Source organism: Sphaerisporangium fuscum (assembly GCF_018531465.1).
GTDB lineage: Bacteria > Actinomycetota > Actinomycetes > Streptosporangiales > Streptosporangiaceae > Sphaerisporangium > Sphaerisporangium fuscum.
This window is the reverse complement of record NZ_JAHDTF010000020.1, coordinates 1-24,133: the sequence shown is the minus strand read 5'-3', so window position 1 is coordinate 24,133 and position 24,133 is coordinate 1. Positions and strand designations below refer to the sequence as shown.

Below are 24,133 nucleotides of genomic sequence, written 5' to 3'. Positions count from 1 at the left end.
CGTTCCCTCTGCCACAGCACGGCATGAGACGTATCAGGCGTGCCAGAGGGCGGCGAGTTGCCGGGCGGCCAGCCGGGACGGTACGGCGCGGAGCAGCGTGTCGCGCAGCCACGCGGTGACACCGGTCTGGGAGGTCAGCCGCGACTGCCGGGCCGCCCCGCGCATCATGCGGTTGGCGCTGGGCCTGCGCTCGGCGTCGTAGGCCAGGAGCCGCTGGACGACGTCGGCCGGTCCCCCGCCCGTCAGGTGGCGGGTCAGCGCGGCGGCGTCTTCGAAGGCCTGGCTGGAGCCCTGACCGAGGTCGGGTGACATGGCGTGCGCGGCGTCGCCGAGGAGCGCGATCCTGCCGACGGCGAACGAGGGCAGGGGTTCGGCCAGGCGGGCGATCGGGTCGACGTAGATGTCGGCGGGCGGGGTGGCCTCGATCAGCGCGGGGACGAGGGGGTGCCAGTCGGCCATCAGGGACAGCATCTGCCGGCGTGCCTCGTCCGCCTCGGGCGGCGGGCCGTCCAGGACGGAGTCGGTGAACCAGTACAGGCGGTCCTCGCCGACGGGGAACAGGCCGAACATCGCGCCGGTGCGGCGGTCGACCAACTGGCCGACGAGCAGGTCCGATGCCATGCCCGGAGGGCGGGACAGCATGCCGCGCAGGTCCATCCGGCCGGTGCGCCGCAGTCCGGGGTGACCAGGGAAGAGTTGCGCGCGAAGCTTGCTGCCGTTGCCGTCGGCCGCGATCACGGCGTCCGCTCTCGCGACGGGCTCACCGTCGCTGACCACGGTCACCCCGGTGAGGTCGGCTTCCAGGCGCTCGACCGGAATCCCGGTTCGCACCAGACCGGGGGGCAGCGGGGCGCGCAGCGCCCGGTGCAGCTCCGCTCGGACGATCATGGCGGGCGTCCCGACCACCTGCTGAGCTTGGGACAGGCCGGTGACCAGCAGCGGTCGTCCGAGCCGGTCCCGCAGCCCCCATTGGCCGTCCCGCATATCGTGCCCGCGGACGTCATCAGCCAGTCCCAGCGCGTCCAGCGCGCGAAGCCCGTTGGGCATGACCACGATCCCGGTGCCCGCTTCCCGCAGTTCGGCGGCCCGTTCGAAGAGTGTCACCTCGTGGCCTGTGCGATGCAGTCCCACCGCGGCCGCCACTCCTCCGAGCCCGGCGCCGACCACCACGATCTTCATGAGACCTCCCCCTAACTACTACGATCGTACTAATACGGTTATTGGTAGCATGGCCCTATGCCGCCTACCAATCCGGCCCGTCGCCAAGCCCTGGCCGATACCGCCATCGAGTTGCTGGCGTCCTCGGGCGTGCATGGAGTCACCCACCGCGCGGTGGAGAAGGAGGCGGGCCTTCCGTCGGGAACGGCCTCGAACTACTTCCGCAGCCGGGAAGCGCTGCTGGTGGCCGCCGCGGAGCGCATCGTCGAGCTGCACCTCGCCGACACCGACCGTGCCACCCGGCAAGCCACCGAGGAGCCCACGACCCTGGTCGACCTGCTGACGGAATCCCTGTTCACAGCGGCGACCACCCTGCGCGACCGCTACCTGGCGATCTTCGAACTACAGCTGGAGGCCACCCGCCGGCCGGCGCTCGCCTCGGCGCTCGCGAAACTGGACAGCACCGCGCTGCAGATCACCGCCGGGCAGCACGACAAACTCGGCCGCACCACCCCCCACACGACGATCCGCGCCCTGATCACGTTCTACGCGGGCGCGCTGTACACCCTGGTCACCTCCCCGACAGGGAGCGTCAGCAGGGACACCGTCCAGGACATGGTCCAGGTCATCGTGCACGGCTGTGGCGTACACGAGGAGGATCCCGCCCTCGGGGAGCACCGGTAGCGCGATCACTGTCGGACGGCGCTCAGCGTGCAGGAGTCCCGCCACCCGGAGGTGTCCTGCGACCGGGATCGCTTAGTCGTCGGCCGTGGCCTGGTCCGGGTCGACAGGCCGGCGGGCGTTCCCGCCCGGAGCTCCCGGGGATCCAGGACCGCACCACTGACAGGGTCCCGAAGCTGGATCGGCGCCCCGGAGCCCTGGCCCGTGACGAGGACGGACCGCCCGCCGTCGGCGGCCGCGGTGAACGAGGGGAAGCGGGAGAGCCGGTCCTCCCGCAGGCCTGCCGCGTCAGATTGCAATGCCGTCAAGTCGGGCACGGAGTTCGTCGGCCTGGTCCTCTGACTCGGCGTAGAGGGCGGTGAAAGCCTCTCTCCCGTTTCGGAACAACTGGGCCTCTCCGTCGTAGATGGCGAGGAGTGTGCCGTTGCCCTGCCACCAGTTGTCGGCGAGTCCTTTGACCTGGGGGACGGGGATCAGATCTGGCAGGGTCTGAACGAGGTTCTGCGCCTGGCGGGCTTCATCGCCTCTCCAGACTCTGATCTCGTGCATCGTCTGGGCCATGTCGGCGAGAGCGGCTGCCTCGATCCATCCGGATACGGAGGAGTGGAGCGGTACCCAGTTCTCGTAGAGGACGCCGAATCGACCTTGAAGGTTGATACAGAAGCAGTGGGCGACCGAGTAGTGGTCCGTGCCGGCGGTGAAGCACGGACCAACGCCTTCGATGTCGTCCGGGTCGTCTCCGTACATGACGGCCACGCCGCCGTCGTACAGCGGGAGGGCCAATTCGGGGAGGGCGAGGCCGCCCCATCGCGCGTGGTAATCCACCATTCGGTCGACCAGGGGCCCGGTGCTCCCCATGCTTCGCCAGTGCTCGCGAAGCTTCTCGGCGGACGACACCTTCTCGCGCCGGCCTTTCTCCCGCAGGAACCGCTGTGCTCGGGACGACAGCGCTGAAGGGTCGTCAAGAATGTGCGGAATCACAGGCCTCGTCAGTGGCTCGGGTGTTGTCCTTCTGCCCCGTCGAGGCTACTCGGTCTCGCGCTCTTCCGGCTCGGTGACGGACGATCCCATGCCGAGCTCGGTATGGATGAGGCCGTCAACTCCGCAGCAGCTAGAGCGGTACTTCAAGGAGCCCAGCACCGCTGGTATCCACGACCACCACCTCGGCGGTGAGAACGACTTCGCGGTCGCTCGTCCGCGTTGCCGTACCACCTGCTGTACATCACTTCCTGGACGTGACCTGAGTCGGCGGAGGCGTTCTGAGCGCAGGCCGCTCCCGAGCCTGCTGTGGTCGGCGAGGCGTAGGGGGACGTATTCGAGATGCTCCATTTGCTTGAGCGACTAGCGTGGGCGCTGTTAGCTTCGCCCGGTGGACGACATGCCTGCACGGGCAGAGGCGATCGAGGACTTCGCGGCGGTACTGCGTGAACTTCGCAAATCGGTCGGCAACCCACCTTTCCGGGAAATGTCTGGCCGGTCGGGGGCGATCTCACACACGACGTTGCACGAAGCCACGAAGGGGAACCGGCTGCCGAGTTGGGAGACCACCGTCGAGTTCGTCAAGGCGTGCGGCGCAGACCCGGCCGCATACCGCGAACGCTGGGAGAAGGCGAACCTGGCGGTCAGATCGGCGAGCGCAGGAGATCCTTCGATCCGCGCGGGCACCGTAGGGGCCCGTCCGCCTGATGGACTCCCAGCCTCTGCCGCAGGCGCCACGGAAGGTCGTACCGTGCACACCGCCATCGACGCACAAGCGCCACAGTTGGCTGATGAGCCCTCGGGAACCGCGCCTACGCGGCCGCCACCGCCCGACGAGAACGCGGGCGACGTTCAGCCGGTCCGCCCTGCGCCGGGGGGCCGCGGGCGATTCCGACCGACCCGCCCGGCCGCGGCCGTACTCGCGACAGCGGCCGTCGGTATAGGGACGGCGGTCCTCATCGCGACCGTCGTCGGCCGCGGCTCCGGAACCGACGGGCGCGGCCCGACCCCGTCTGGCAGCCCATCGAAGACAGCACTGTCGGCAGCCGACTGCCCGGTGCACCCGACCAGCCCACCGTGGGTCCCACCTGCGCACGAGGGTGATTCGGCGAAGTTCATCGGGGACATCACGCTACCCGACTGCACGCGTGTCGGCCTCGGTCAGACCGTGACCAAGGTATGGCGGCTCAAGAACGCTGGGACCGTACCGTGGGAGGGATATTCGCTGCATCGCCTCGACCTCCCGCAGCAACCTGATCAATGTCAGACCGCCTCCGACGTGCCGATCAACGACACGCGGCCCGGAGAGATGGTCGACATCCGGACGGACATCACCATGCCCAGGAAGCCGGGCTTGTGCTACGTGCGATTCAAGGTGATGGATGGTTCGGGACGGGTCGCGTTCCCCGGAGGCCGGCCGCTCAACTTCCAGGTCATCGTCGGCTGACGCCTGTTCCCCGCCGTGCATGACACGGCGGGGAACCAGGGGCGGACGGTCTCCGGGGTTCAGGGGTTGAGAACGATCCCCGTGTAGTAGTACTGGAGGATCCTGGAGTGGCTCCAGCCCGCCTTGGCCTTGTCTCGGGAGCCGGTCTGCGACATCCAGTCGCCGGTGACCCAATGGCGGCACGCCGTCGTCGTAGAGCAGTACTGGGCCTTGAAGATCTTGCCATCGCGCGTCATCCGGGTGCCCCACGTCGCGTCCACCGCGGCGTCCGTCGCCGCCGTAGCGGAGCCGGGCTTGTACACCTGGCTGGTCGTGTGGTCGGAGACGTCGTAGCACTGGCCGCTCGGCGTCTTGCTCGCCGACCTCAGCGCCCAGTACCAGCCGAAGTGCTTGACGGCGATCGCCCCGGCCCTGAGGGACTCGCTTGGCCAGTACGACGGCCACTCGTTGGGCAGGACGTTCTTGATGTAGGTCTTGAACTCCACCCGGTCCACCCGATTGAGGGATTCCCGGTAGACGAGGATCGTCGTGGGCAGCTTGCTGTGCGTGCCGTCGGTCTTGCATCCGGTCGGTGGTGCGGAGCTCAGGAACTGGTGGGAGGCGTTCTGGTTCTTGAGGCCGGCGTTGAGGTTGCCCTTGGCGCCGGGTTTGAAGTCCTGGAAGGTACTGCCGCCGTAATTGCTGTTGTAGTAGACGCGGACGGTCTGGCTGCTGCGGTTCCAGACGGACGCGGCGGCGTTCTTGACGCACTTGCCCTTGCCGGTACCGGGTCCCTTGAAGTCGAAGCAGGAGGGCTGCTCGGTGCCGTAGTCGCCGACGGATCCGGAGAAGTCGGAGAGCGATCCCTGGTTGTCGCTGTTGAAGTAGTAACAGAACTCGCCGGTCTCGCACACGCCGTTACGGGTCGCCGCCGAGGCGGGCGAGGCGCTGGCGAGCAGCCCCCCGCCTAGCACCATCGCGGCGGTCGCCGCGGCGAGCCGCGAGATCAGCCGTGCAGTTCGTGGAGACACAGGTGCCTTCCTCTTCATCAGAGGCCGCAGTCCGCTAGCGGACGTTGTAGCCCTGGGAGACCCAGAACGAGTTCGGGTTCGGGTTGCTCAGAACCGGGTCGCCGACGCTCTTGGCGGCGAGCGTCTGCCGTCCAGGGCGCATCTCGACGTGGGTGTGCGCCGCCCCACTGGACGACACCCCGTGCCACGCCTCGTCCGCGATGACCTGGCCGCGCGAGATCTGCTGGCCCACGCGCAGGGAGGACAACGGAGCGGAGTGCAGGTAGATGATCGTCTTGTTCAACGAGGCGTTGTAGATGGCGATCGTGGAGAGCCCCGAGCCGCCGTTGGCCCCGCGCACGACGTTGATGATCTGTCCGCTGACCAGGGCGTGGACATCCGAACCTATGCTGCGGGCGATGTCGATGCCCTCGTGTCGGCCGCGCGTGTGGACGTAACCGTCGAAGGGGCAGCTGATGTGGCCGCCGCCGGTCTGGTACAGCGCGTACGACATGTCGACGTGTGCCGGTGACGACGGGCTTATGAACTGGTGGGAGGCGTTCTGGTTCTTGAGGCCGGCGTTGAGGTTGCCCTTGGCGCCGGGTTTGAAGTCCTGGAAGGTACTGCCGCCGTAATTGCTGTTGTAGTAGACGCGGACGGTCTGGCCGCTGCGGTTCCAGACGGACGCGGCGGAGTTCTTCACGCACTTGCCCTTGCCGGTACCGGGTCCCTTGAAGTCGAAACAGGAGGGCTGCTCGGTGCCGTAGTCGCCGACGGATCCGGAGAAGTCGGAGAGCGATCCCTGGTTGTCGCTGTTGAAGTAGTAACAGAACTCGCCGGTCTCGCACACGCCGTTACGGGTCGCCGCCGAGGCGGGCGAGGCGGCGGCGAGCACCGCCCCACCCAGCGCCATCGCGGCGGTCGCCGTGGTGAGGATCTTGTTGAGCGTTCCCATGGTGTTCTCCTTCGTGTTTGTACAGCCTGGGTTTCGGATGGTCAGCGGCGCCGGTACTCCTCCCAGGTGCGGATGGTGACCTTCGGGCCGTCGTCCGGGCCACGGCCGGCGAGCCCGTTCAGACCGAGGTAGTAGTCACCGATCTGGTGCTGGGCCTGGCTGGAGAGGTCGGTGTCGCTGATGGCGGCGGCGTGGATGTGCCACGGCCAGCCGGCCTGGTCGGGGCTACGCACCCATGCCGCGAAGCCGACGCGTCGCAACGCACGGACGACGTCGATGCGGGTGGCGGAGTTCATCCCCTTGACCGAGATGTCGACGACGCCCCCGCCGTCGTGGGTACCTGCGGACGTGGGGTCGCCACCGGGGTTGTACGAACCCTGCAACAGCACGAGGTTGCGGCCGAGCAGCCGCTTCGCCTCGGCCAGCATGCTCTGCGTGCGGGCGTCGATGACGACGCCGCCGGCGGACACCCGGGCACCGGGGCCGATAACGTTGGTGACCTTGAAGCGGCCGGTGCCGAGCTTGGTGAGTGATGCCTCGCCCGGCAGTCCGTTGGCGGCGAGACCGGTGAGGCCGAGCGACTCCTGGAATTTCGCGAAGGCGGCGACCGTAGTGGTGCCGAAATAGCCGTCCACCCACTTCGCGTCGAGCAGGCCCCGGTCGCACAGCGCCTGCTCGACGAGGAGCACGCCGGCCTTGGCGCCCGGGGTCAGCGTGTCGTCGGGCCGCCGCGGGTCGATCTGGGCTGCCTTGACGGTGGCTTCCATGTTCACGCTCGGAAGGGCCCTGGCGTCGGCCGCGTATGCCGCCGACATCCCGGACGACCCCGTCAAGGAAGCGAGCAGGGCGGCCGCCACAGGGACAGCAGCGTATGCGGGCAGCTTCATCGTTTCTCCTGGGTACAGGCGCTGGGAGGATTCCTGTGACGGAGCCCACAGTTTCGGGTCGCTCACGCTGTCCACAAGAAAATCGTGTTGTCAGCCTGTCCGACAGGCTCTCCGTACAGGCGTACGCGCTGGGTGACAGGTGCTCCGACGACGAGCGAGACGCACAACCTGGCGTAGGGCGGTGGGCGGTGGACGCGGCCACGTCGGCCTTGGCGCGGTGAGGCGCTGGGAAGATTCACACAGGTGGAGGGCATCGCATGAACATGGAAAGCAGAAAGGCCCGTCCCAGGTTCACCCTGGTGACGGGCCTTTCTCGTACGCGCGGCTGAGAAGCCTCGAACGATCCGTAGTCAAACGAACATCGTCCACGGCCGTCCACAGCAGATATCAGGGCCTGCTCGAGATGGGTTCGGCTCGACGTGTGGTCCCTGCATGTCCATGCTCGTCCGGAGCCGTCGTTCGCATCCGCGTTAGCACGATCACGCCGTTGACGGTCACCGTTGGCCGCCGCAGCGACGGAATGAATCCGTCTCGTTCGGCCTAGGCGTCCTCGAGGACTTCTGCGAACGCGATCAGAACGCCTCCGGTGGCGTGCTCCCGGGTAGCGGCGACGAGGGGACCCGCCTCTGCGGCGGCGGCGCTGGCCGCCGCGTAGTCGGCGAAGTACAGGTCCAGCAGTCGGTACGCCGGAGTCGGGCTGCCGTCCTCCTTGGGCCAGACCTTCGACGCCTGCAGCCGAGTCAGGCCGGGGAGCTTGCGCGCCAGCGCGAGCTGATCGGAGTAAGCTGCCTCGAACGCATCCGGGTCGGTGGGGTTGGAATAGATGAAGCTGATCTTGGTCGGCTTGTCTTGCTGCGTCATGGATGATCTCCTGTTTGTCAAACTTGGTTGATACAAGCGAGCAGACCCAGAATTGGGTGATGATGTCGGGCGAACTTTCGCTAGCGCGGCCGCTTCTCCGATAGAAGAAGTCGGCACATCACAGAGCGCTCAGCGCGGTCCTAATTCGTTCCGTTTGTTAGCCCCACTCACTGTTCGTCGATCGTAGTTAGAGGAATGGGCAGCGACCATGACCGCTCCGCCAGGAAATTTTGCTGATCGTCCAGCGACGTCAGCCGATTTGCTGGGACCGCAAGAGGTTGCCGATCCGCCGGCGCTTGAAGATGCCGCGCTCGGCCTCGACGCAGATAGTCAGTCGCACGATTTGCTCTCGGAGCTGCTCCGCAGGGTCCGTCTGAGCGGAGAACGGATCGTCGCGTACGCTCCGCCGCGGACCTTCTCGATCGGCTTCGCCGATGTCGGCAGCCTGCACATCATCGAAGAGGGCGAACTCATGCTTCGGGTCGACGGAGAGCCGCACGTCGAGCACGTGAGCCGCGGCGATGTCGTCCTGCTGCCGCGCGGCGACCCGCACCAGATCAGCGACACGGGCAAGCGCGCGCAAGCGACCGTGAGTGCCGGCGCGGCCGAGAACGACGCACCGGCGCCGGCGCGCTGGCTCTGCGGAACGTTCACGATCGGCGACCCGCGGGCGAGCCACCTGCTCGGGAGCCTCCCGGCCATGATCATCCTGCGCGGCGCCCACGGTCCAGCACTCGAAGGGCTCGAAGTCGCCCGCAGGATGCTCTTATTGGAGATGCAATCGCCCTCTCAAGGGTCGGCGGTGATGGTCGCCCGCATCCTCGATCTGATCTTCATCCAGATTCTGCGTGCCTGGGCCGCCGGCAGGGACGCCGAACCGAGCTGGCTGCCCGGTGCGTTCGACCCGCAGATCGGTCGGGCCTTGAGTGTCATCCACCGAGATCCCGGCCACGACTGGACGGTCGAGGAGCTGGCCCGAGCGTGCAACCTTTCCCGGTCGGCGTTCGCCGCGCGGTTCGTCGGCCGCGTCGGGATGCCGCCGGCCGCCTATCTCGCGCACGTACGCCTGGACGCCGCTACCGACCTGCTGCGCGACACCTCTCTTCCGATCACGACCATCGCGCAGAGAGTCGGCTACACGTCCGAGGCGGCATTCAGCCGCGCGTTCAAGAACCGCTACGGCACACCACCAGCTCGCTGGCGACGGGACATACAAGGTCGCTGATGACCCACGACACCGTCGGGACCGATGCACGGTAGGCGGCGCCCGGACAAAGCGAAAGGCCCGCCCAGGCTTCCCCTGATGACGGGCCTTTCCCGTACGCGCGGCCGAGAGGACTCAAACCGCCCGTTTGGCAGGGCGTCTTCACTGCACGAACACGGTGCATCGGGATCACGCCTGATCTACAGGGACTGGTCTCAGGGGGGCGGGAGGGCCGCCGGGTTGGAAGGTCTGCTTGAAGTCGGGGCACTCCACGAGCGGCTCGTGCGTGCAGGTCGAGGCGTGGCGGAGGCCGTCGCGCATGCGGATCAAGCGGGCGATGTCCTCCTCCAGTTCCTCGGCCTTGCGCGTCATGCGGGTACGTAGCTCCAGGTCGCCGGGGGTCGCCCGCAGGAATCTGGCGATCTCGGCAATGGTGAACCCGGCGCCGCGTGCGCAGGTGATGAAGGCGAGATGATCGAGGACCCCGGGGTGGTAGGTCCGGCGCAACCCGTTGCGGCCCGCCGAGGCGACGAGGCCCCGCTTCTCATAGAACCGCAGCGCCGACGCCGCCAGTCCGGAACGCTCGGCTACCTCTGCGATGTCCAGCAGTTGCTCGCCCACCATGCCTCCTTGACTTGAACCACGCTTCAACTAGCAGGCTAGCCAACATGCAGATCCATCACCTCAACTGCGGGTCCGTACGGCAGATCGAAGCCACCTACCCGGGCCCGGCCCCCGCGCACGCCGTCAACCACTGCCTGTTGGTCGAGACCGACTCCGAAGGACTGGTCCTCATCGAAACCGGTCTCGGCCTGGACGATGTACGCAGCCCCAGCCATACCCTCGGTACCGACTGGGTCGAGATGGCCCAGCCCGTGCTGGACGAGCAGGAAACCGCCATACGCCAGATCGCCCGGCTCGGGTACGACCCTGGCGACGTACGCCACATCATCGTGACGCACCTCGATGTGGACCACTGCGGTGGCCTGCCCGACTTCCCTGCCGCCCAGGTCCACGTCCTGGCGGCCGAGCTCGAAGCCGCGCTCAGCCAGGCGCCCAGCTTCCGCTATCGCCCGGCCCATTGGGCACACCATCCGAACTGGGTGACCTACCCCACCGGCTCCGGCGAGGACTGGTTCGGCTTCACGTCCCTGCAGCCCCAGGGCCTTCCGCCGCAGATCCGCCTGGTCCCGCTCGGCGGCCACACGGCCGGCCACACCGGAGTGGCGGTCCAGGACGGCGACCGCTGGCTCCTACACTGCGGTGACGCCTACTACTACCATCGGGAACTCGGTGACGACCCCCAGCCTCACCCGCTCCTGGACCTGGTGCAAACCAGCTCAGAAGTTCACCACGATCTCAGACTCGGCACTCAGGCTCGGCTACGCGAACTCCTCCGCCACCACGGCGACCAGGTGTCGATCTTCAGCGCCCACGACCCCTGGGAACTCCATCACTACCGTCATCCCGGGCAACCCATGGTGCTGCAGTAAATTCTCAGGTCCACGCGGCAGCCGGATCTGTTGCGCGAGACGAAGCGCCATCACCAGAGCAACGCGTAATCGCGCGGCCTGATCCCTGCCACTGGACATCCAGACTGCGGCGCATACAACGCCGCTGTACGGCCACGCAAAAGGCCCCCCGGGATGATCCCGGAGGGCCTTTCACCTGCGGCGCGGCCGAGAGGACTCGAACCCCTAACCTTCTGATCCGTAGGGAAGGGCAGGCGCCTCCTTGACGGCCTCGAGGGCTGGTCAGGTGGTGGATCGAGTGCGCCGGTATGTGGTCACGTAAGGCTGTGTCGCTGTACGAGCTGCTGTACAGCAGTAGCCCATCAGGTGCTATGGGTCACGACCCGTTCGGTCCTGATCTCCTGCAGTGTCGTGCCGCGCGCCGCACGGTGCGCCAAAGGAGCGGCCAGGGTGGACACCGCCGCGTATGCGATGCCGATGACGAGCCAGCCGGTTTCTTCCCTCGAGGACAGGGTGAGAGTGATGAGGAACGGCCCGCCGGACCGGACGAGTTGTGTTCCCACGCTCCAGGCGCCCTGGTACGCGCCGAGCCGGCGCGTGTCGGCAAGATCGTAGGAAAGTCCCCAGGAGCCGGCCGACTGCAGCAGCTCGGTGAGCGTCAGGAGCACGACGGCGCCGGCCAGTACGACTGCGCAGGCCAGCGAGGGGAGTGAGCCGGTGAGGGCGAACATGACGGACGCGAACAGGAGAGAATAGCCGCCGCGCCTCATGGCCCCGGCTGCCGACTTCACGTCAGTGACCGTCCTTCCTACTTGCATTTGGAATCCGATCGCCACCAGAACATTGACGAAGAGCAGCACTGACGTGGCCCACGCAGGTGCGTCGGTGTGTCCGGTGACCCACAGCGGCACGCCGATTTCGAGGAGCTCCATGTGCAGGATGAGGAATCCGTTCAAAAGGGAGAGGCCGATGTAGGGCCGATCGCGCATGACCCCCATCGCCTTCGGGGCGGGGTGGTCCGCCACAACGGGCGCGGCAGTTCGGGTTTCTGGCAGCTTTACCGCGATGAGCGCGACGATGAGCACACTGACCGCGCCTGCACCGATCAGCAGTCGGAAGGCGATTGCGCTGTCGACAGCGAGGGCGACGCCGAGCGCCGGGGTGCTCAGGGTCGCGCCGATGTTGCGTACGACGCGATTGAACGCGAGCGTTGCCACCCGGTTCTCCTGTGTGGTTATGGTGCCGAGATATGCCTGGCGTACTGGGGCGACGCCGCTTTCAGCGAGTCCGGCAAGGGCGGCTACCACCAGAAACGCGGGGAATGAGCCTACGAGCTGGTACGCACCAAGGATCACGGCCCGTAGCAGGTTGATGCCGATCAGCAGTTTCCGGTGACCGATGCTGTCGCCGAGGCGGCCCGTCGGCACAGCCGCAGCGAGTCCCACAAGGGCGGCGACCGACAGGCCGATGCCAACTTGCACGGCCTCCAGCCCAGCGACTTTGGTGAAGAAGAGAACGTCGCCGGCAAGCATGATTCCCGGTACGAGGGCGTCGAAGAAAGTCAGGGTGGCATATACGCGCAGAGGCCCGCGTGGCGGCAGGACCATGGTTTTCCTGAAGATCATGGCACTACTGAAATGGCTGCCCCGCTTCGCCCGGTAGGAATTTAGACTGCACCTAAATCATGGGGGGAGCGATGATCGAAATCGTCCTCGGCGTGGATGACCTGGTGAGCGTCCGGTTCGCCATCTCTCCGCTACAGGAGACCTGTCACAGCCTCTGGGCGCTGCGCGACCCCGGCGACTTCCCGCTGCACCTGCGGTGGTTGCGGCTGGTCCGGACACATCTCGCCGACCTTGACGCTGAGAGGCTGCTCGCCCTGGTCAGTGAACACCGGTGGCTGCCGGATTTCATCACACCGCGTCCCCTGTCGCGTATGCCAAGCCTGGCGGAGGAGATGGAAACCGTCCGTGCCACCGAGCCGGCCACAGTGCGCCGGGACATCGAGGCGGCCTACCAGGGTCAGGACGTGCCGACGGTACTCCTCGGTGATCCGGCCGTAGTGCGTGACCGCATCGCCGACGCACTCGAGGCATATTGGCACTCAGCCCTGGAACCGCACTGGCCGAGGATGCGCGGGGTGCTGGAGGCAGACGTCCTCTACCGGGCGCAACTGCTTGCCGAGGGCGGCGCGACGGCGCTGTTCGCGAGTCTTCACCCCAACGTGGCGTGGGATTCCGGGATTCTCCGGCTGCACCCGATGGGCACCAACAGCCGCGTACCCTCAGGGAGCGGCCTCACCCTGTGCCCTACGCTGTTCGGCCGCAAGGCAACGGCGCCTATCGGTGAGGTGCCGCGGGTCGACTATCCGGCCCGCGGGGTCGCCACCTTGTGGGAGACGGTCGCCGCGCCTGCGCCCGATTCTCTCGCTGCTTTGATCGGGCGACCAAAGGCCACCGTACTCGCTGCCCTGGACACTCCAGAGTCCACCGCATCGCTGGCCCGGCTCCTGGGTGTCACACCGAGCGCCGTGTCCCAACATCTCGCCGTGCTGTTGGCGACCGGCCTGGTGACACGGGTGCGAGCTGGCCGGACCGTTCTGTACGCGCGCAGCGGCCTGGGCGAGCAACTCACCACTGATGGCCGTTAGCTAGGCCGGTGTTGCCGACAGTGGACGAGGTGGAGCAGCGCTTACGGTATTGGCACCACAACTCGTCGACCGAATTCGGTAGCCCTCTGCTTCGACCTGACCTGTGTCATGGCCGCCGGCGCCTGAGCGAGCCGTCGGCCTCCCAAGCCTGAGCGGGCGTCATCGAGCTCCCGCGGAAAGCTGCCAACCTCGACGCGTGATGTCCACGCACGATCGTCCGCGTGTGGCCTCGTTGCTGTACAACGCTGCCGTATGGCCATGCAAAAGGCCCTCCGGGATCATCCCGAAGGGCCTTTCACCTGCTGCGCGGCCGAGAGGACTCGAACCCCTAACCTTCTGATCCGTAGTCAGATGCTCTATCCATTGAGCTACGGCCGCTTGCGACGTGGATAAGCATAGCGGGTTTTGGGGAGTGCGCCGAACCAGATAACGGAAGCGGGGTGGATGGGGCGTCGGAGCAGGGGTGAGGGGGCTGTGCGGATCAGGCGTCCGGCCGGCGGGCGGGGCTGGTCCAGGAGGGGCGGGCGGGCTGGTTCAGGAGGAGGGGGCGATGACGCGGATCTCGAAGTCGAGGCCGCTCACGATCTGCCCGGCTCTGATCTTGCAGGTCTTGCGGAGCTCGACCTCGCCGTCGACCATGACGTTGCCCTCGGCGATGAAGTGCTTGGCCTCGCCGCCGCTCTCGGTGATCGAGCAGAACTTCAGCAGGTCGCACAGAGGGATGTAGTCCGTGCGCAGCTGAAAGGTCTCCTCTATGAAGTTCTCGTCCACGCCCTCAGCATAGGCAGGACGGCCCCCACGCCTCACCGCAGCAGCGGACAACACCGGAAGGCGCCCCAACCCCGTCCGAACCGGACAATACATCCGTAAACTTTCGCGCTCCCGGGCGTGGCGGCGGAGGTCGACGGCAATGAACCTCTCGGGTCACGGGGTGGCCCTCGGGCCAGTACTGCGGATTGAGGGCAGGAAGTTGCACGGCATGGGCGATCTCCCTACGCAAGTCGTCGTAGCGGTCGCGCTGACCTGCCTGGGCGCCGTGCTGATCGTGACGGCGCTGCTCCTGAAGCGACGCAAGCGGACAGCGGCCGTCCGGGCGCACGCCGAGCGTGTCAGGCATCTCCATCGCCTGCTGCTCCGCACGCAGTACGACTATCCCCGGCCCTCGCTGGCCGACCTCGTGCAGGCTTCCCGCCAGGAGGGACTCTCGATCCGTCTACATGTGGCCGGACCGCCCCGGATCCTCCCCGACCCGGTCGACCTGGCCGGCATGCGGATCATCCATGAGGCGCTCACGAACGTGCTCAAGCACGGTACGGCCAGCGCCACCGTCATGCTGGAGTACCGTCCCGACCGGCTCCTCGTCACCGTGGACAGCTCGATGAGCGGAAGAAGACCGCCGGTCAAGGGGCGTCAGGAGGGCGTGGAGGCCATGCGCCGCCGCGCCGGCAAGCTCGGCGGCTCGCTGACGGCCGGGCCGTACCAGGGCGGTTGGCGCGTCCACGCGGAGCTGCCCTTCCGGGCGGACGTCCACGCGGAGCCGCCCTTCCGGACGGATCCGGCTCCGTTCTGAGAGCCACCACTCCGGCCCCTGGAAGCCGGCGGACCGTCACCGTGTGCCGACCTTCTTCGGGAACAGCGTGTAGCTGAGCGGCCAGAGGACGGCGATCGCCGGCACCTTGCCCAGGCCGAGCATGAACGCCGACAGCTCCCCCGTACGCGCCGGGTCGCCGATGACCTCGATCGTGATCCACAGGAGTCCGCACGCGATGCCGTACGCGAGCACTACCCGCAGCCAGATCCCCCACTCGTACCGTGCCCTCGCCATCCCCCCGGCCGGCGGTTTCCACGGCGGTGGGCCGCCGGAGAGGCGGTGGGCGGCCACCTGGTCGGCCCAGCGGAGCGTACGGTGCCCGAACACCACCGAGTAGGCGATGTAGGCCGCCGCCAGCCCGTGGCTCCAGGACGCCGTCCCTCCCGCCCGCAGGTCGATGACCACGGCGACGAGCAGCACGACGTCGACGAGGGGCACGCAGAGCAGCAGCGCGCCGCCCAGACGGCGCAGGCGCAGCGCGTACCGTGCCAGCAGGCCGAGGAGCAGCAGCACCCAGAACCCGATCTCGCATCCCACGATGACAGCCAGAATCACGTTCTCAGCCTCGGCCAGGCCGCCGTCGCCCGCGTCGTCGGCGGTGAGGATCCGGGCGTACACACAAAGATGTAGGCGCCGGCCGTCCCCGAGGCGGTCACGCGGGATGAGCCCGCGTGGTGGGATGAGGGACATGGACGCGGGTCGGCAGGACGCCTTGATGGCTGCGGGGGCTTTCGCCGGCGGTCTCGTCCTGATCGCCGGTGGCGCGTACGTTCACCCGACCTACTCGGTGCCCCTGCTGGTGATCCCGCTGGCGGTCACCTGCCTCGGCGTACTGGTACGGCGACGGTCGCCGATGGCGGCGCTCGTCCTCGGCGTGGCCGCGATCAGCGGCGACATCGCGATCGGCCCGTCCCTGGCAACGGTCCTGATCTTCACCGACAATCTCTACGCGGCGGCCCTGTACGGTCCCCGGCGGCTCGCCGACTGGCTGCTCGGCGTCACCTCGGTGCTGTCCGTCGTGATCGGGGCGATCGCCGGGTTCCTCACCCGTGACTGGATGGCTCTGGCGGTGTACGGGATCCAGGCCGCCCTGGTCCTCACCACCCCGACCCTGACCGCACTCGCCATCAGGCAGCACCGGGACCAGGCCATCGCCGAGCGGGCGCGGGCCGAGCAGGTGGCGCGCCTGGCCGAGCTCGACCGCCAGGCCGCGGTGACGAGCGAACGTACCCGCATGGCCCGCGAGCTGCACGACATGATCGCCAACCATTTCAGCGCCGTCGCGATCCAGTCGGCCGCGGTCATCGCGCGGAAGGATCTCGACGGGGAGGCGGTGCGCAGGGTGCTGGAGTCGATCCGGGAGAACAGCGTGCGCGGCATGGCCGAGATGCGCACGATGATCGGACTGCTGCGCGCGGAGGGCGACGACGTCGAGCCGGTGGGGAATCGCCTGAGGGACGCGGCCGACCTGGTCGAACGTTCCCGCCACGCCGGGATGTCGATCGACCTGACGGTCTCCGGGACGCCCCGCGATCTCGCCCTTCCCATCGAGCTGGCGGGCTACCGCATCCTCCAGGAGGCTCTGACGAACGCCCTCAAACACGGCACCGGTCCGGCGAACGTGACCATCGACTACGGACGGGACGAGGTGGTCCTCACCGTGGAGAACCCTCCCGCCGCCGCACCGGCCGCCCTGCCCGGCTCGGGCACCGGGCTGATCGGCATGGCGGAACGAGCGGCCCTCGTCGGCGGCTCGTTCTCCGCCGGAGCGTACGACGGCTCGTTCTCCCGCGGAGCGTACGACGGCTCGTTCTCCCGCGGAGCGTACGACGGCTCGTTCTCCTACGGCCGGGACGACGGCTCGCGCCTCGCCGATCAGGGCGACGGCTCGTTGTCGGCCGGCTCGGATGGCGGCGCTTTCTCGTCCGGCTCGGACGACGGTGCGGCGCGTCACGGCTGGCGGGTCACCGCCAGGCTGCCCGCCGCCGAGTCCCCCTCACCGGCCCTGTACTCGCCCGGCGGGGGCGGGCGATGATCAGGGTGCTCGTGGCCGACGACCACGCGGCCGTACGCGCGGGTGTCGTCCTGATCCTCGAAGGGCAGGCCGACATGGAGGTGGTCGGCGAGGCGGCCGACGGGGAGGCCGCCGTCCGCATGGCACGCGACCTGCGCCCCGACGTCGTACTGATGGACATCCGCATGCCCCGGCTCGACGGCATCTCGGCCACCCGCGAGCTGAGCGGCATCGCGGACGTGCTGGTCCTGACGACGTTCGATCTGGACGAGTACGTCTTCGGAGCGCTCCGCGCGGGCGCCTCGGGGTTCCTCCTCAAGAACACCGACGCCGACGCACTCGTCCAGGCCGTACGGCTGGTGGCGCGCGGCGACGGGCTCATCTCCCCTTCGGTCACCCGCCGCCTCATCGCGGCGTTCGCGCGGACGAGCGAGCCCAAGCCGTACGACCTCGGCGTCCTCACCCCGCGGGAGCGCGAGGTGCTGGCCTGCGTGGCGCGCGGGCTGTCGAACGCCGAGATCGCGCGGGAGCTCGACATGACCGAGGCCACGGCGAAGACCCATGTGAGCCGGGTGCTGGGGAAGCTGGGGGTCCGCAGCCGCGTCCAGGCCGCCATCCTGTACCCCGGCTTGGACGCCTTCTAGTCGACGATGTACAGCGAGAGCGACTCGGCGATGCAGGCGGGCCGGGGCTGCCCCTCCACCTCGATGGTGATGCGCAGGTTCGACAGAGTGCCTGAGGGAGTGCCCTTCACGTCGACCACCTCGGCCCCCGCGCGGATCTTGGCGCCCACCGGGACGGGGGCGGGGAAGCGCACCTTGTTGAGCCCGTAGTTGATGCCCATCTTCAGTCCCTCGACCCGGAACAGCTGCTGCATGAACGACGGCAGCAGGGCGAGACTGAGGTACCCGTGGGCGATCGGGCCGCCGAACGGCCCTTCCTTGGCCTTCTCGACGTCGACGTGGATCCACTGGTGGTCGTCGGTCGCGTCGGCGAACAGGTTGACCTGCTCTTGGGTGACCTCGCGCCACTCGGTGTACCCGAGGTGCTCGCCCTTGGCCGCCTTCAATTCGCTCAGGTTGGAGAAGATCCGCATAGGCGGAATATTATTCTGCCGAATGGACGGCGGCCAGGTTGAGCACCCAGTACTCCGCCGGCTTGTCCAGACGGTCGACCCCCCAGTAGAAGATCAGGCTGGGCGATGAGGACGTCCCTCTGCCGTATCCGCCCGAACCGTCCTTCGTCCTGAAGCCGATGCCCCCCAGCGTCCCGGTGACCCGGTCGTAGATTACGGCCACCGGCGCCGAGGCAGGGTCGTCCTGACCGCCTTCCACGGCGTTGATCCCGCCGAAGAGCACGAACCTGTCGGCGATCGGCGGCGAGCCGTCGCCGTCGAGTCCCGGCAGCTCACGGCGGTCCGCCCCGTCGACGCCCTGCACCACGCCCGCAGGCGTCCGGCCGCCGTCGCGGTTGCCGTAACACAGGGCCGGACCGCAGCGCAGGAGCTTCAGACCGTCGGCGTTCTCGATCGACCTGCGTTCTCCGGTCTCCAGGTTGAGCAGCCGGCTCTGGTTGCCCGGGCCGGGCTCGTCACCGATGGCGCGCGCGTCGGCCGCCCAGGGCCAGGACAGCACCTGAAGTCCGTCCGATCCTGGCACCTTCTCGGCATCACCGCCGGCCAGCGGCACCCGGTAGACCCCGCCCTTTCTCAGCGACCAGGCCAGGTGATCACCGGCGAGGGCGACGGAGACCACGTCTGCCGCCTGCTCACCGTCGATCGTGGTGACCAGAGTGGGCTTTCCGCCGCTGCGCGGGACGACCCAGAACTCGGCCACCGGCGTCCCGTCGGGCTTCTGGGCGGTGGCGTAATAGGCGATGTTCCGGCTGTCGACCTCGGCTTCCTGGATGAAGTACTTCTTCAGCCCCTCCGTGGGCGGCGTCTCGGCCAGGACGGAGAACCGCTTGGTCGTCTGGTCGTAAACCTCGAGCCGGCCGGCCTTCTCGAAGGACGACTCGGCGAACAGCAGCACCTCGGTGGGGCTCAACGCCGTCACCGGACGGTACCGCCAGCCGTCGGCGGCCTTGGCCGGCATCTTGAACACCGCTTCCGGCCACACCTCCGCGGCCGGCTTCACTTTCATGGACGCTCCCTCCGGCGTCGTGGACGGGATCTCACTCGGCGTCGGCGTGGCCACCGCCACGCCGACGGTGCCCCCTTCCCCGCCCCTGAAGGGGAAGGAGCCTGCCGCGACGACCGTGCCGCAGCCCACCGCGACGGCCACACCCGCCACCACCAGCGTCGTACGCACGCGGGCCCGCCTCCTGCTGCGCCTGCGCGCCGCCACGGCGACGGTGAGGTCGGCCACCGGCTCCGGCGCCAGACCGGCGGCGGCCCGGAGGGTTCGGGCCAGGTCCTGTTCTGATCTCTGCGTCATCTCGACTTCCCCGCCTCGACTTCGATCTCGCCCTCTTGCACGCGGAGCTTGCCGAGAGCCCGGGCCGCCTGGCTGCGTACGGTTCCCCGCGAGATGCCGAGGATGTCCGCGATCTCCTGGTCGGCGAGGTCCTCGAAGTAACGCAGCACGAGCACCGCCCGCTGCTTGCGCGGCAGCCCCCGCAACGCCGCCCACATGCCCGAGTCCCCGCCCAGCCGTTCGATCTCCTGGTCGGTGTACCTCGTCTCCGGCACGACGGGCACCAACTGCTCTCTGCGCCTGCGGCGCCACCAGCTGATGTGCAGTCGCGCCATGACCGTCCGGACGTACCCCTCGGGGTCGTCCTTGTTCCGGACCCTCGGCCAGGCGTCGCCCAGGCGCATCAGCGCCTCCTGGACGAGATCGCCCGCGTCCTCGGCGTTTCCGGTCAGCACGAAGCCGTATCGGTACAACGCGCCGCCGCGTGCCCGTACGAACTCATCGAAATCGGTGGCCAGCTCCACGACTCCAGGGACGTGCGGCACGCCGGTTCTGTTGCATCCGTCAGGACGAATCCGAAGAGGACCAGCTCGCGTACCGGGTGATCTGGATCGCGATGACCGGGCCTTCGGGGACGTGGCCGGCGTACTGGGGGTATTTGGCGAGAAGGGGAGCGAGGGCGGGCCGGCGCTCCTCGTCGTCCTCCAAGATCGTGGCGAACCCGTCGGCCCGCACCCACCACAGCCGCGACCAGTCCTCCTCGTAGTGGTCCACCAGCAGGCAGACGTTCGGGTTGGCCCTGATGTTGTGCAGACGCCGCAGCCGGGTCGTCGTCTTGGGCTTGTGGTCGATCGCGGTCACGACGCGATCGCCGTCGAGGGCGAAGGTCACCGGGACGAGGTGCGGCAGCCCGGCCTCGTCCACGGTGGCCAGCCGCGCCACACGGGCGTCCGCCAACATCAGCCGCGCGCCATCATCGGTGCCGCCTCTGACCTGGTCCACTCACGCATCAAAGCACGTCGAACCCCCGCCGTCCGTGATCGACGCCGGACACCGTCCGTCCGGGAGCCCGGTCAGCCCTCGGGCGAACGGGGATAGACGTGCTCGCCCGGATGACCGGGCGGAAGGACGCAGCGGCGGTCCGCATCCGTCTCATCGCAGCGATCGGCTTCGTCACGCCGCGGAAGCGGCGGCGACTCGGGGGAGGTATCCATGGGCTGCTGCCTGTTCTTCCAGGATGGGGGGATGCCTGGACCGTGACAAACCATGATCCCATGCCCCGGATCGATATTCCTTCTGCGGAGGCGGGAATTTTCCGGCCCCGGGAACCTGGCCGTCACGTGCGGCTCTGGCGATGGTCCGAACGTTTCGAGAGGCTTTCCACCATGGACCCCGTGCCCTCTCCGCGTGACCACGAGCTCCTCATCGCCGCCAAGCAGATCGCCACCGCCCTCGGCCACACCGCCGCCGACGTCACCGAGCTCGCCGTCGAACTGGGACAGAACGGCCGCCGCCACTGGCCCACGGCGGACCTCCTACTGACGGCCCTCGCCGAACTCGCCCACCGTACCCCCGCCGAGGCCTCCCCTCCCGACCAGGAGACCGCCCCCCTCTCGTGAGCCTCTGAGGTGGGTGGGGCGGTCTCCTGCGACTTCCTGGGCCGTCAAATCTGTCATTCAAATGACATTTGACATTCAAGTGACATAATGTTCGGTATGAAGGACAGCGTTCCACGGCTACTGCGAGACGCACACCGCGCAAGAAGGCGCCATGAGTGGATGGCGGTCCAGCGACGGCGGCTCGCCGAGATCGTCGAGCACGCCCGCACCAGCTCGCCCTACTACCGCGATCTCTACAGCGGCCTGGCTCCCGGTATCGACGACTCCGCATCGCTGCCCGTCACCGACAAGAAGGCGCTGATGGCGCACTACGACGATTGGGCCACCGACCGTGAGGTAACGCTGGCACGGGCGCGCACCTTCGCCGCAGATCCGCAATTGGTAGGTGAACGGTTCCTCGACCGATACCTGCTGGTCACCACCTCAGGCACGACAGGAAATCCCGCGATCTTCATCAAGGACGATCGCGACATCGCCGTCAACTACGCCCTCAGCATGCGGATGATGGGGTCCTGGCTCGACCTCGCCGATATCGCCCGGATCGTGGCAGGCGGCGGACGGATGGCCATCGTGGCCGCGACGAACGGCCATTTCCTGGTCTCGGCCGGCGCCGCCCGCATGCACGCACATCGGCTACAGCGCAAGGCCATCCGCCTCTTCTCCGTGCACACCCCTCTCGGTGCACTGGTCGAGGCGCTCAACCAGTTCCGCCCCGCCCTCCTGCTCGGATACGGCAGTGTCCTCAGCATGCTCGCCGCCGAGCAGGAGTCGAGACGGCTGCGCATCGCGCCGGTAGTGGTTGAACCCGCCGGCGAGACGCTGACCAGCGGTGACTACGCGCGGATGGCCCGCGCCTTCGAAGCCAAGGTACGCGACACCTACGGCGCCAGCGAGTGTCCCTTCCTCACCGAGGGCTGCGCGCACGGTTGGTATCACGTCAACAGCGACTGGGCCCTGGTCGAACCGGTCGAAGCCGACTACTCCCCGACCCCGCCGGGCAGGCCATCCCACACCGTCTTGGTGACCAATCTGGCCAACCGAGTACAGCCGATCCTGCGCTACGACCTCGGCGACAGCGTCTTACAACGGCCTGACCCGTGTCCGTGCGGCAACCCCCTGCCGGCCATACGGGTACAGGGACGCGTGGCCAACCTACTCACGTTCACCACCGGACGGGGTGAGGTCGTCATCGCGCCGCTGATGCTCAACACCCTGGTGGACCGCACGCCAGGAGTGCAGCTCTACCAGATCGTCCAAACCAGCCCGGCGAGCCTGCGCATACGGCTGCTGCCCTTGCCCGGGGCGGATCCGGAAACGGTGTGGAGGACGGTGCGTGACGGGATCGGCGGCCTGCTCGCCGACCACAAGCTGGACCATGTCATCCTGGAACGCGCTGAGGAGCCGCCGCAGCAATCCCCCGGCGGAAAGTATCGGACGGTCATCCCGCTGAAGGATTTCGCATGATGTCAGATTCCGAGCCGTCCGGACTGCGGGAGCGCAAGAAGGCCGGCACTCGCGCCGCCATCCAGCGGCATGCGCTGCGCCTGTTCCGTGAGCAGGGTTACGACGCCACCAGCGTCGAGCAGATCGCCCAAGCGGCCGACGTCTCGCACCGGACGGTGTTCCGCTACTTCCCGACCAAGGAAGCGTTGGTCACCCTCGACGACTACGACACCCTCATCGCCGAGGCGTGCGTAGCCCAGCCGCCGGAACTCGGTCCGGTGTCGGCGCTACGCAACGCCTTCCGGGCCGTGTTCACCGACCTGGCCGACGCAGAGGTCACCGCGAAGCAGGAGCGCCAGGCGCTGGTGCTCAGCGTCCCCTCGCTGTGGGCGGCCAGCCTCGCCAACATCACCAGGACCAAGCAGACGCTCACCGAACTGGTCGCAGCCAGGCTCGGCCGTCCGCAACACGACGACCGAGTGCGGGCCGTCGCAGGTGCGGTGTTCGGCGTCCTGCTGTCAGTCTGGCTGGACTGGGCCAAGGACCCGGAGATGGACGCCCCGGCGCTGTTGGACAGCGCGCTCGCCCATCTCGAGAGCTCTGTGAACTAGAGCCGTCACGACAGCCTTCGGTCCTTGAGGTGGCCGGCGTAACACGGCCATGCCCACGGGCTCCTCGATAAGAGACAGGAGCGAGCGCATGGAGATCAAAAAGGCCCTCCCTCGGGATCCGAGAGAGGGCCTCTAAAGAGCGGAGGCTCGGGGATTTGAACCCCGGATGGGCTGTAGACCCAAACCGCATTAGCAGCTCGGATCTTGGCCGTCCATATCTGTGCAATATGGACCTACAGCGCTTAATGGTCCCTCTGGAACCGCTTGGCACGCCGGGGGACTGCAACTAGAACTGCAACTAGCGCCCCTACCATGAAGATCCCCAGGACAAGGGGACCGAACAGGACCGGGAAGAGGGTCGTCGACGTGGAGACGCTGTATCCTTCGGCTGGCTGAGCTTTTTGTAGGGCATTAGCCAACTCTGCTGCTTGGCTGGGTGTCTCCAATTCCGCATGGAAGCGTCGGCCATCGATGGTTGTGATTTCGATGCGCTGCTCGTCCCTGATGGTGGCGCTCTGGACCTTGTGTTTCTGAATCTGGCTGGTGACGAACCGGAGGTCGGCCTGTTCGTAGTCGTCGCGGTTGAGAAGCACGAACCCGGTAACGAGCACGATGGCGAAGGCCAGCGCCAAGAGTAGTGGCTTACGCAGTAGCTGCTTCCGCCTCGACTCTGATGCAAGCATCTCGGTCATTTGACTCCCTCGAAGGTCTCCGACCAGTCTGGCGGCTTGCGGGTGAGAAGGCTAGAGCAGGGTTCAGCACCTGGGCACGGCTCCCAAGCCTCGCTGTCCCGTCTGCCTCGACCATTACCCCTGGGCCCGACTCGCAACGGTGACTGTCGCTGCCCGCTGGACTGGGGCTGAGGAACGAAGTCCCAGTCCTTCGATCGCCCTCAACCCCGAAACGATGTCCAGCCACAGCGCGATCGCAACCTGAGTGGGTGTGATGGCCGACTCATGGCTCAGCCACCACGGCGGGAAGCCGACCGAAGGGAGACGGCGCATGCCGATGATGTGAGGCTGGTTGGGCGGCGGCGCGTCTTCTGGTCGGCGGGTGCGGGTTGGTGCGGCGGGTGCTGGGTGCGGCGGGCGGCCCGCGTTCCCGCCGCCGGCCGGGACCGGCGTCCACGCCGCACGCCCGGCCGGGCGGAGCGGGCGGC

At 67.8% G+C, this 24,133-nt stretch carries 26 protein-coding genes and 1 tRNA gene; 11 read left to right on the top strand and 16 right to left on the bottom strand.

Annotated elements, in window-relative coordinates:
- Positions 1 to 33 precede the first annotated feature (33 nt).
- Positions 34 to 1,179: an FAD-dependent monooxygenase gene (locus KIK05_RS24605; protein ID WP_214413184.1), complete on the bottom strand. Its 1,146-nt coding sequence runs from the start codon at positions 1,177 to 1,179 to the stop codon at positions 34 to 36.
- Between the two features lie 57 nt (positions 1,180 to 1,236).
- Between KIK05_RS24605 and KIK05_RS24600 the strand changes: the two genes are divergently transcribed.
- Positions 1,237 to 1,842, top strand: a complete 606-nt coding sequence (locus KIK05_RS24600; RefSeq protein WP_214413183.1) for a TetR/AcrR family transcriptional regulator — start codon at positions 1,237 to 1,239, stop codon at positions 1,840 to 1,842.
- Between the two features lie 285 nt (positions 1,843 to 2,127).
- Here KIK05_RS24600 and KIK05_RS24595 read toward each other — a convergent pair whose 3' ends face one another.
- Positions 2,128 to 2,820 (bottom strand): hypothetical protein, encoded by a 693-nt coding sequence (locus tag KIK05_RS24595; protein ID WP_214413182.1) that lies wholly within the window; start codon positions 2,818 to 2,820, stop codon positions 2,128 to 2,130.
- A gap of 397 nt (positions 2,821 to 3,217) precedes the next feature.
- Here KIK05_RS24595 and KIK05_RS24590 point away from each other — a divergent pair, with 397 nt between their 5' ends.
- A complete protein-coding gene (locus KIK05_RS24590; protein WP_250563394.1) occupies positions 3,218 to 4,264 on the top strand; it encodes an NBR1-Ig-like domain-containing protein in 1,047 nt (348 codons plus the stop codon).
- 59 nt (positions 4,265 to 4,323) lie between these two features.
- Here the strand turns inward: KIK05_RS24590 and KIK05_RS24585 are convergent, their stop codons facing one another.
- The 4 genes from KIK05_RS24585 to KIK05_RS24570 all read right to left on the bottom strand — a co-directional run bounded on the left by KIK05_RS24585 (position 4,324) and on the right by KIK05_RS24570 (position 7,956).
- The gene (locus tag KIK05_RS24585; RefSeq protein ID WP_214413180.1) at positions 4,324 to 5,274 is read right to left on the bottom strand and encodes a peptidase inhibitor family I36 protein; all 951 of its coding nucleotides are present in this window, start codon (positions 5,272 to 5,274) and stop codon (positions 4,324 to 4,326) included.
- A 34-nt stretch (positions 5,275 to 5,308) separates the two neighbouring features.
- A complete protein-coding gene (locus tag KIK05_RS24580) occupies positions 5,309 to 6,208 on the bottom strand; it encodes a peptidase inhibitor family I36 protein (RefSeq protein WP_214413179.1) in 900 nt (299 codons plus the stop codon).
- Positions 6,209 to 6,249: 41 nt separating this feature from the next.
- On the bottom strand, positions 6,250 to 7,095 hold the full coding sequence (locus tag KIK05_RS24575; RefSeq protein ID WP_214413178.1) for a peptidoglycan-binding domain-containing protein: 846 nt from the start codon (positions 7,093 to 7,095) through the stop codon (positions 6,250 to 6,252).
- Positions 7,096 to 7,635: 540 nt separating this feature from the next.
- Positions 7,636 to 7,956 (bottom strand): EthD family reductase, encoded by a 321-nt coding sequence (locus tag KIK05_RS24570; RefSeq protein ID WP_214413177.1) that lies wholly within the window; start codon positions 7,954 to 7,956, stop codon positions 7,636 to 7,638.
- Positions 7,957 to 8,164: 208 nt separating this feature from the next.
- On the opposite strand from KIK05_RS24570, the gene KIK05_RS24565 reads away from it, so the two are divergent.
- The gene (locus KIK05_RS24565) at positions 8,165 to 9,181 is read left to right on the top strand and encodes an AraC family transcriptional regulator (RefSeq protein WP_214413176.1); all 1,017 of its coding nucleotides are present in this window, start codon (positions 8,165 to 8,167) and stop codon (positions 9,179 to 9,181) included.
- A 168-nt stretch (positions 9,182 to 9,349) separates the two neighbouring features.
- Here KIK05_RS24565 and KIK05_RS24560 read toward each other — a convergent pair whose 3' ends face one another.
- Entirely contained in the window at positions 9,350 to 9,784 is a 435-nt protein-coding gene (locus KIK05_RS24560; protein WP_214413175.1) for a MerR family transcriptional regulator, read from the bottom strand.
- A 44-nt stretch (positions 9,785 to 9,828) separates the two neighbouring features.
- Between KIK05_RS24560 and KIK05_RS24555 the strand changes: the two genes are divergently transcribed.
- Positions 9,829 to 10,653: an MBL fold metallo-hydrolase gene (locus tag KIK05_RS24555; RefSeq protein WP_214413174.1), complete on the top strand. Its 825-nt coding sequence runs from the start codon at positions 9,829 to 9,831 to the stop codon at positions 10,651 to 10,653.
- Positions 10,654 to 10,994: 341 nt separating this feature from the next.
- Here KIK05_RS24555 and KIK05_RS24550 read toward each other — a convergent pair whose 3' ends face one another.
- On the bottom strand, positions 10,995 to 12,257 hold the full coding sequence (locus tag KIK05_RS24550) for an MFS transporter (protein ID WP_214413173.1): 1,263 nt from the start codon (positions 12,255 to 12,257) through the stop codon (positions 10,995 to 10,997).
- Between the two features lie 71 nt (positions 12,258 to 12,328).
- Here KIK05_RS24550 and KIK05_RS24545 point away from each other — a divergent pair, with 71 nt between their 5' ends.
- Positions 12,329 to 13,282: an ArsR/SmtB family transcription factor gene (locus KIK05_RS24545; RefSeq protein ID WP_214413172.1), complete on the top strand. Its 954-nt coding sequence runs from the start codon at positions 12,329 to 12,331 to the stop codon at positions 13,280 to 13,282.
- A gap of 305 nt (positions 13,283 to 13,587) precedes the next feature.
- On the opposite strand, the gene KIK05_RS24540 is transcribed toward KIK05_RS24545, so the two are convergent.
- Positions 13,588 to 13,660 (bottom strand) — tRNA-Arg (locus KIK05_RS24540).
- Between the two features lie 156 nt (positions 13,661 to 13,816).
- Positions 13,817 to 14,053, bottom strand: coding sequence for an RNA-binding S4 domain-containing protein (locus KIK05_RS24535; RefSeq protein WP_308250094.1), 237 nt, complete (start codon positions 14,051 to 14,053; stop codon positions 13,817 to 13,819).
- A 208-nt stretch (positions 14,054 to 14,261) separates the two neighbouring features.
- Between KIK05_RS24535 and KIK05_RS24530 the strand changes: the two genes are divergently transcribed.
- Entirely contained in the window at positions 14,262 to 14,852 is a 591-nt protein-coding gene (locus KIK05_RS24530) for a sensor histidine kinase (RefSeq protein WP_214413171.1), read from the top strand.
- Positions 14,853 to 14,888: 36 nt separating this feature from the next.
- Here the strand turns inward: KIK05_RS24530 and KIK05_RS24525 are convergent, their stop codons facing one another.
- Entirely contained in the window at positions 14,889 to 15,491 is a 603-nt protein-coding gene (locus tag KIK05_RS24525) for a hypothetical protein (RefSeq protein ID WP_308250093.1), read from the bottom strand.
- Between the two features lie 97 nt (positions 15,492 to 15,588).
- Between KIK05_RS24525 and KIK05_RS24520 the strand changes: the two genes are divergently transcribed.
- Both KIK05_RS24520 and KIK05_RS24515 read left to right on the top strand, forming a co-directional pair.
- On the top strand, positions 15,589 to 16,908 hold the full coding sequence (locus KIK05_RS24520; RefSeq protein ID WP_250563375.1) for a sensor histidine kinase: 1,320 nt from the start codon (positions 15,589 to 15,591) through the stop codon (positions 16,906 to 16,908).
- Entirely contained in the window at positions 16,905 to 17,531 is a 627-nt protein-coding gene (locus tag KIK05_RS24515; protein WP_214413169.1) for a response regulator, read from the top strand. Before KIK05_RS24520 ends, KIK05_RS24515 begins: the two co-directional genes overlap by 4 nt.
- On the opposite strand, the gene KIK05_RS24510 is transcribed toward KIK05_RS24515, so the two are convergent.
- Genes KIK05_RS24510 through KIK05_RS24495 form a run of 4 tightly spaced genes read right to left on the bottom strand, consistent with a single transcriptional unit; the run spans position 17,528 to position 20,303 of the window.
- Complete coding sequence (locus tag KIK05_RS24510; RefSeq protein ID WP_214413168.1) at positions 17,528 to 17,983, bottom strand: MaoC family dehydratase; 456 nt, start codon at positions 17,981 to 17,983, stop codon at positions 17,528 to 17,530. The genes KIK05_RS24515 and KIK05_RS24510 overlap by 4 nt on opposite strands.
- A gap of 10 nt (positions 17,984 to 17,993) precedes the next feature.
- On the bottom strand, positions 17,994 to 19,322 hold the full coding sequence (locus tag KIK05_RS24505) for a TolB-like translocation protein (protein ID WP_214413167.1): 1,329 nt from the start codon (positions 19,320 to 19,322) through the stop codon (positions 17,994 to 17,996).
- Entirely contained in the window at positions 19,319 to 19,846 is a 528-nt protein-coding gene (locus tag KIK05_RS24500; RefSeq protein WP_308250092.1) for a SigE family RNA polymerase sigma factor, read from the bottom strand. The genes KIK05_RS24505 and KIK05_RS24500 overlap by 4 nt, the downstream gene beginning before the upstream one ends.
- Before the next feature lie 19 nt (positions 19,847 to 19,865).
- On the bottom strand, positions 19,866 to 20,303 hold the full coding sequence (locus KIK05_RS24495) for a TIGR03668 family PPOX class F420-dependent oxidoreductase (protein WP_308250091.1): 438 nt from the start codon (positions 20,301 to 20,303) through the stop codon (positions 19,866 to 19,868).
- Between the two features lie 392 nt (positions 20,304 to 20,695).
- Here KIK05_RS24495 and KIK05_RS24490 point away from each other — a divergent pair, with 392 nt between their 5' ends.
- The 3 genes from KIK05_RS24490 to KIK05_RS24480 all read left to right on the top strand — a co-directional run bounded on the left by KIK05_RS24490 (position 20,696) and on the right by KIK05_RS24480 (position 22,974).
- Entirely contained in the window at positions 20,696 to 20,920 is a 225-nt protein-coding gene (locus KIK05_RS24490) for a hypothetical protein (protein WP_214413166.1), read from the top strand.
- Positions 20,921 to 21,079: 159 nt separating this feature from the next.
- Positions 21,080 to 22,384, top strand: a complete 1,305-nt coding sequence (locus tag KIK05_RS24485; RefSeq protein ID WP_214413165.1) for a phenylacetate--CoA ligase family protein — start codon at positions 21,080 to 21,082, stop codon at positions 22,382 to 22,384.
- Positions 22,381 to 22,974, top strand: coding sequence for a TetR/AcrR family transcriptional regulator (locus KIK05_RS24480; protein ID WP_250563374.1), 594 nt, complete (start codon positions 22,381 to 22,383; stop codon positions 22,972 to 22,974). The genes KIK05_RS24485 and KIK05_RS24480 overlap by 4 nt, the downstream gene beginning before the upstream one ends.
- Positions 22,975 to 23,216: 242 nt before the next feature.
- Here the strand turns inward: KIK05_RS24480 and KIK05_RS24475 are convergent, their stop codons facing one another.
- On the bottom strand, positions 23,217 to 23,666 hold the full coding sequence (locus tag KIK05_RS24475) for a hypothetical protein (RefSeq protein ID WP_214413164.1): 450 nt from the start codon (positions 23,664 to 23,666) through the stop codon (positions 23,217 to 23,219).
- Positions 23,667 to 24,133 lie beyond the last annotated feature (467 nt).

Bases quoted from the DNA above. Each gene is read 5' to 3' on its own strand.
- KIK05_RS24590 (WP_250563394.1), top strand. From the start codon at position 3,218: ATGCCTGCACGGGCAGAGGCGATCGAGGACTTCGCGGCGGTACTGCGT.
- KIK05_RS24550 (WP_214413173.1), bottom strand. From the start codon at position 12,257: ATGATCTTCAGGAAAACCATGGTCCTGCCGCCACGCGGGCCTCTGCGC.
- KIK05_RS24480 (WP_250563374.1), top strand. From the start codon at position 22,381: ATGATGTCAGATTCCGAGCCGTCCGGACTGCGGGAGCGCAAGAAGGCC.
- KIK05_RS24600 (WP_214413183.1), top strand. From the start codon at position 1,237: ATGCCGCCTACCAATCCGGCCCGTCGCCAAGCCCTGGCCGATACCGCC.
- KIK05_RS24545 (WP_214413172.1), top strand. From the start codon at position 12,329: ATGATCGAAATCGTCCTCGGCGTGGATGACCTGGTGAGCGTCCGGTTC.
- KIK05_RS24605 (WP_214413184.1), bottom strand. From the start codon at position 1,179: ATGAAGATCGTGGTGGTCGGCGCCGGGCTCGGAGGAGTGGCGGCCGCG.
- KIK05_RS24485 (WP_214413165.1), top strand. From the start codon at position 21,080: ATGGCGGTCCAGCGACGGCGGCTCGCCGAGATCGTCGAGCACGCCCGC.
- KIK05_RS24530 (WP_214413171.1), top strand. From the start codon at position 14,262: ATGGGCGATCTCCCTACGCAAGTCGTCGTAGCGGTCGCGCTGACCTGC.
- KIK05_RS24510 (WP_214413168.1), bottom strand. From the start codon at position 17,983: ATGCGGATCTTCTCCAACCTGAGCGAATTGAAGGCGGCCAAGGGCGAG.
- KIK05_RS24565 (WP_214413176.1), top strand. From the start codon at position 8,165: ATGACCGCTCCGCCAGGAAATTTTGCTGATCGTCCAGCGACGTCAGCC.
- KIK05_RS24575 (WP_214413178.1), bottom strand. From the start codon at position 7,095: ATGAAGCTGCCCGCATACGCTGCTGTCCCTGTGGCGGCCGCCCTGCTC.
- KIK05_RS24515 (WP_214413169.1), top strand. From the start codon at position 16,905: ATGATCAGGGTGCTCGTGGCCGACGACCACGCGGCCGTACGCGCGGGT.
- KIK05_RS24560 (WP_214413175.1), bottom strand. From the start codon at position 9,784: ATGGTGGGCGAGCAACTGCTGGACATCGCAGAGGTAGCCGAGCGTTCC.
- KIK05_RS24580 (WP_214413179.1), bottom strand. From the start codon at position 6,208: ATGGGAACGCTCAACAAGATCCTCACCACGGCGACCGCCGCGATGGCG.
- KIK05_RS24505 (WP_214413167.1), bottom strand. From the start codon at position 19,322: ATGACGCAGAGATCAGAACAGGACCTGGCCCGAACCCTCCGGGCCGCC.
- KIK05_RS24520 (WP_250563375.1), top strand. From the start codon at position 15,589: ATGGCTGCGGGGGCTTTCGCCGGCGGTCTCGTCCTGATCGCCGGTGGC.
- KIK05_RS24570 (WP_214413177.1), bottom strand. From the start codon at position 7,956: ATGACGCAGCAAGACAAGCCGACCAAGATCAGCTTCATCTATTCCAAC.
- KIK05_RS24475 (WP_214413164.1), bottom strand. From the start codon at position 23,666: ATGACCGAGATGCTTGCATCAGAGTCGAGGCGGAAGCAGCTACTGCGT.
- KIK05_RS24555 (WP_214413174.1), top strand. From the start codon at position 9,829: ATGCAGATCCATCACCTCAACTGCGGGTCCGTACGGCAGATCGAAGCC.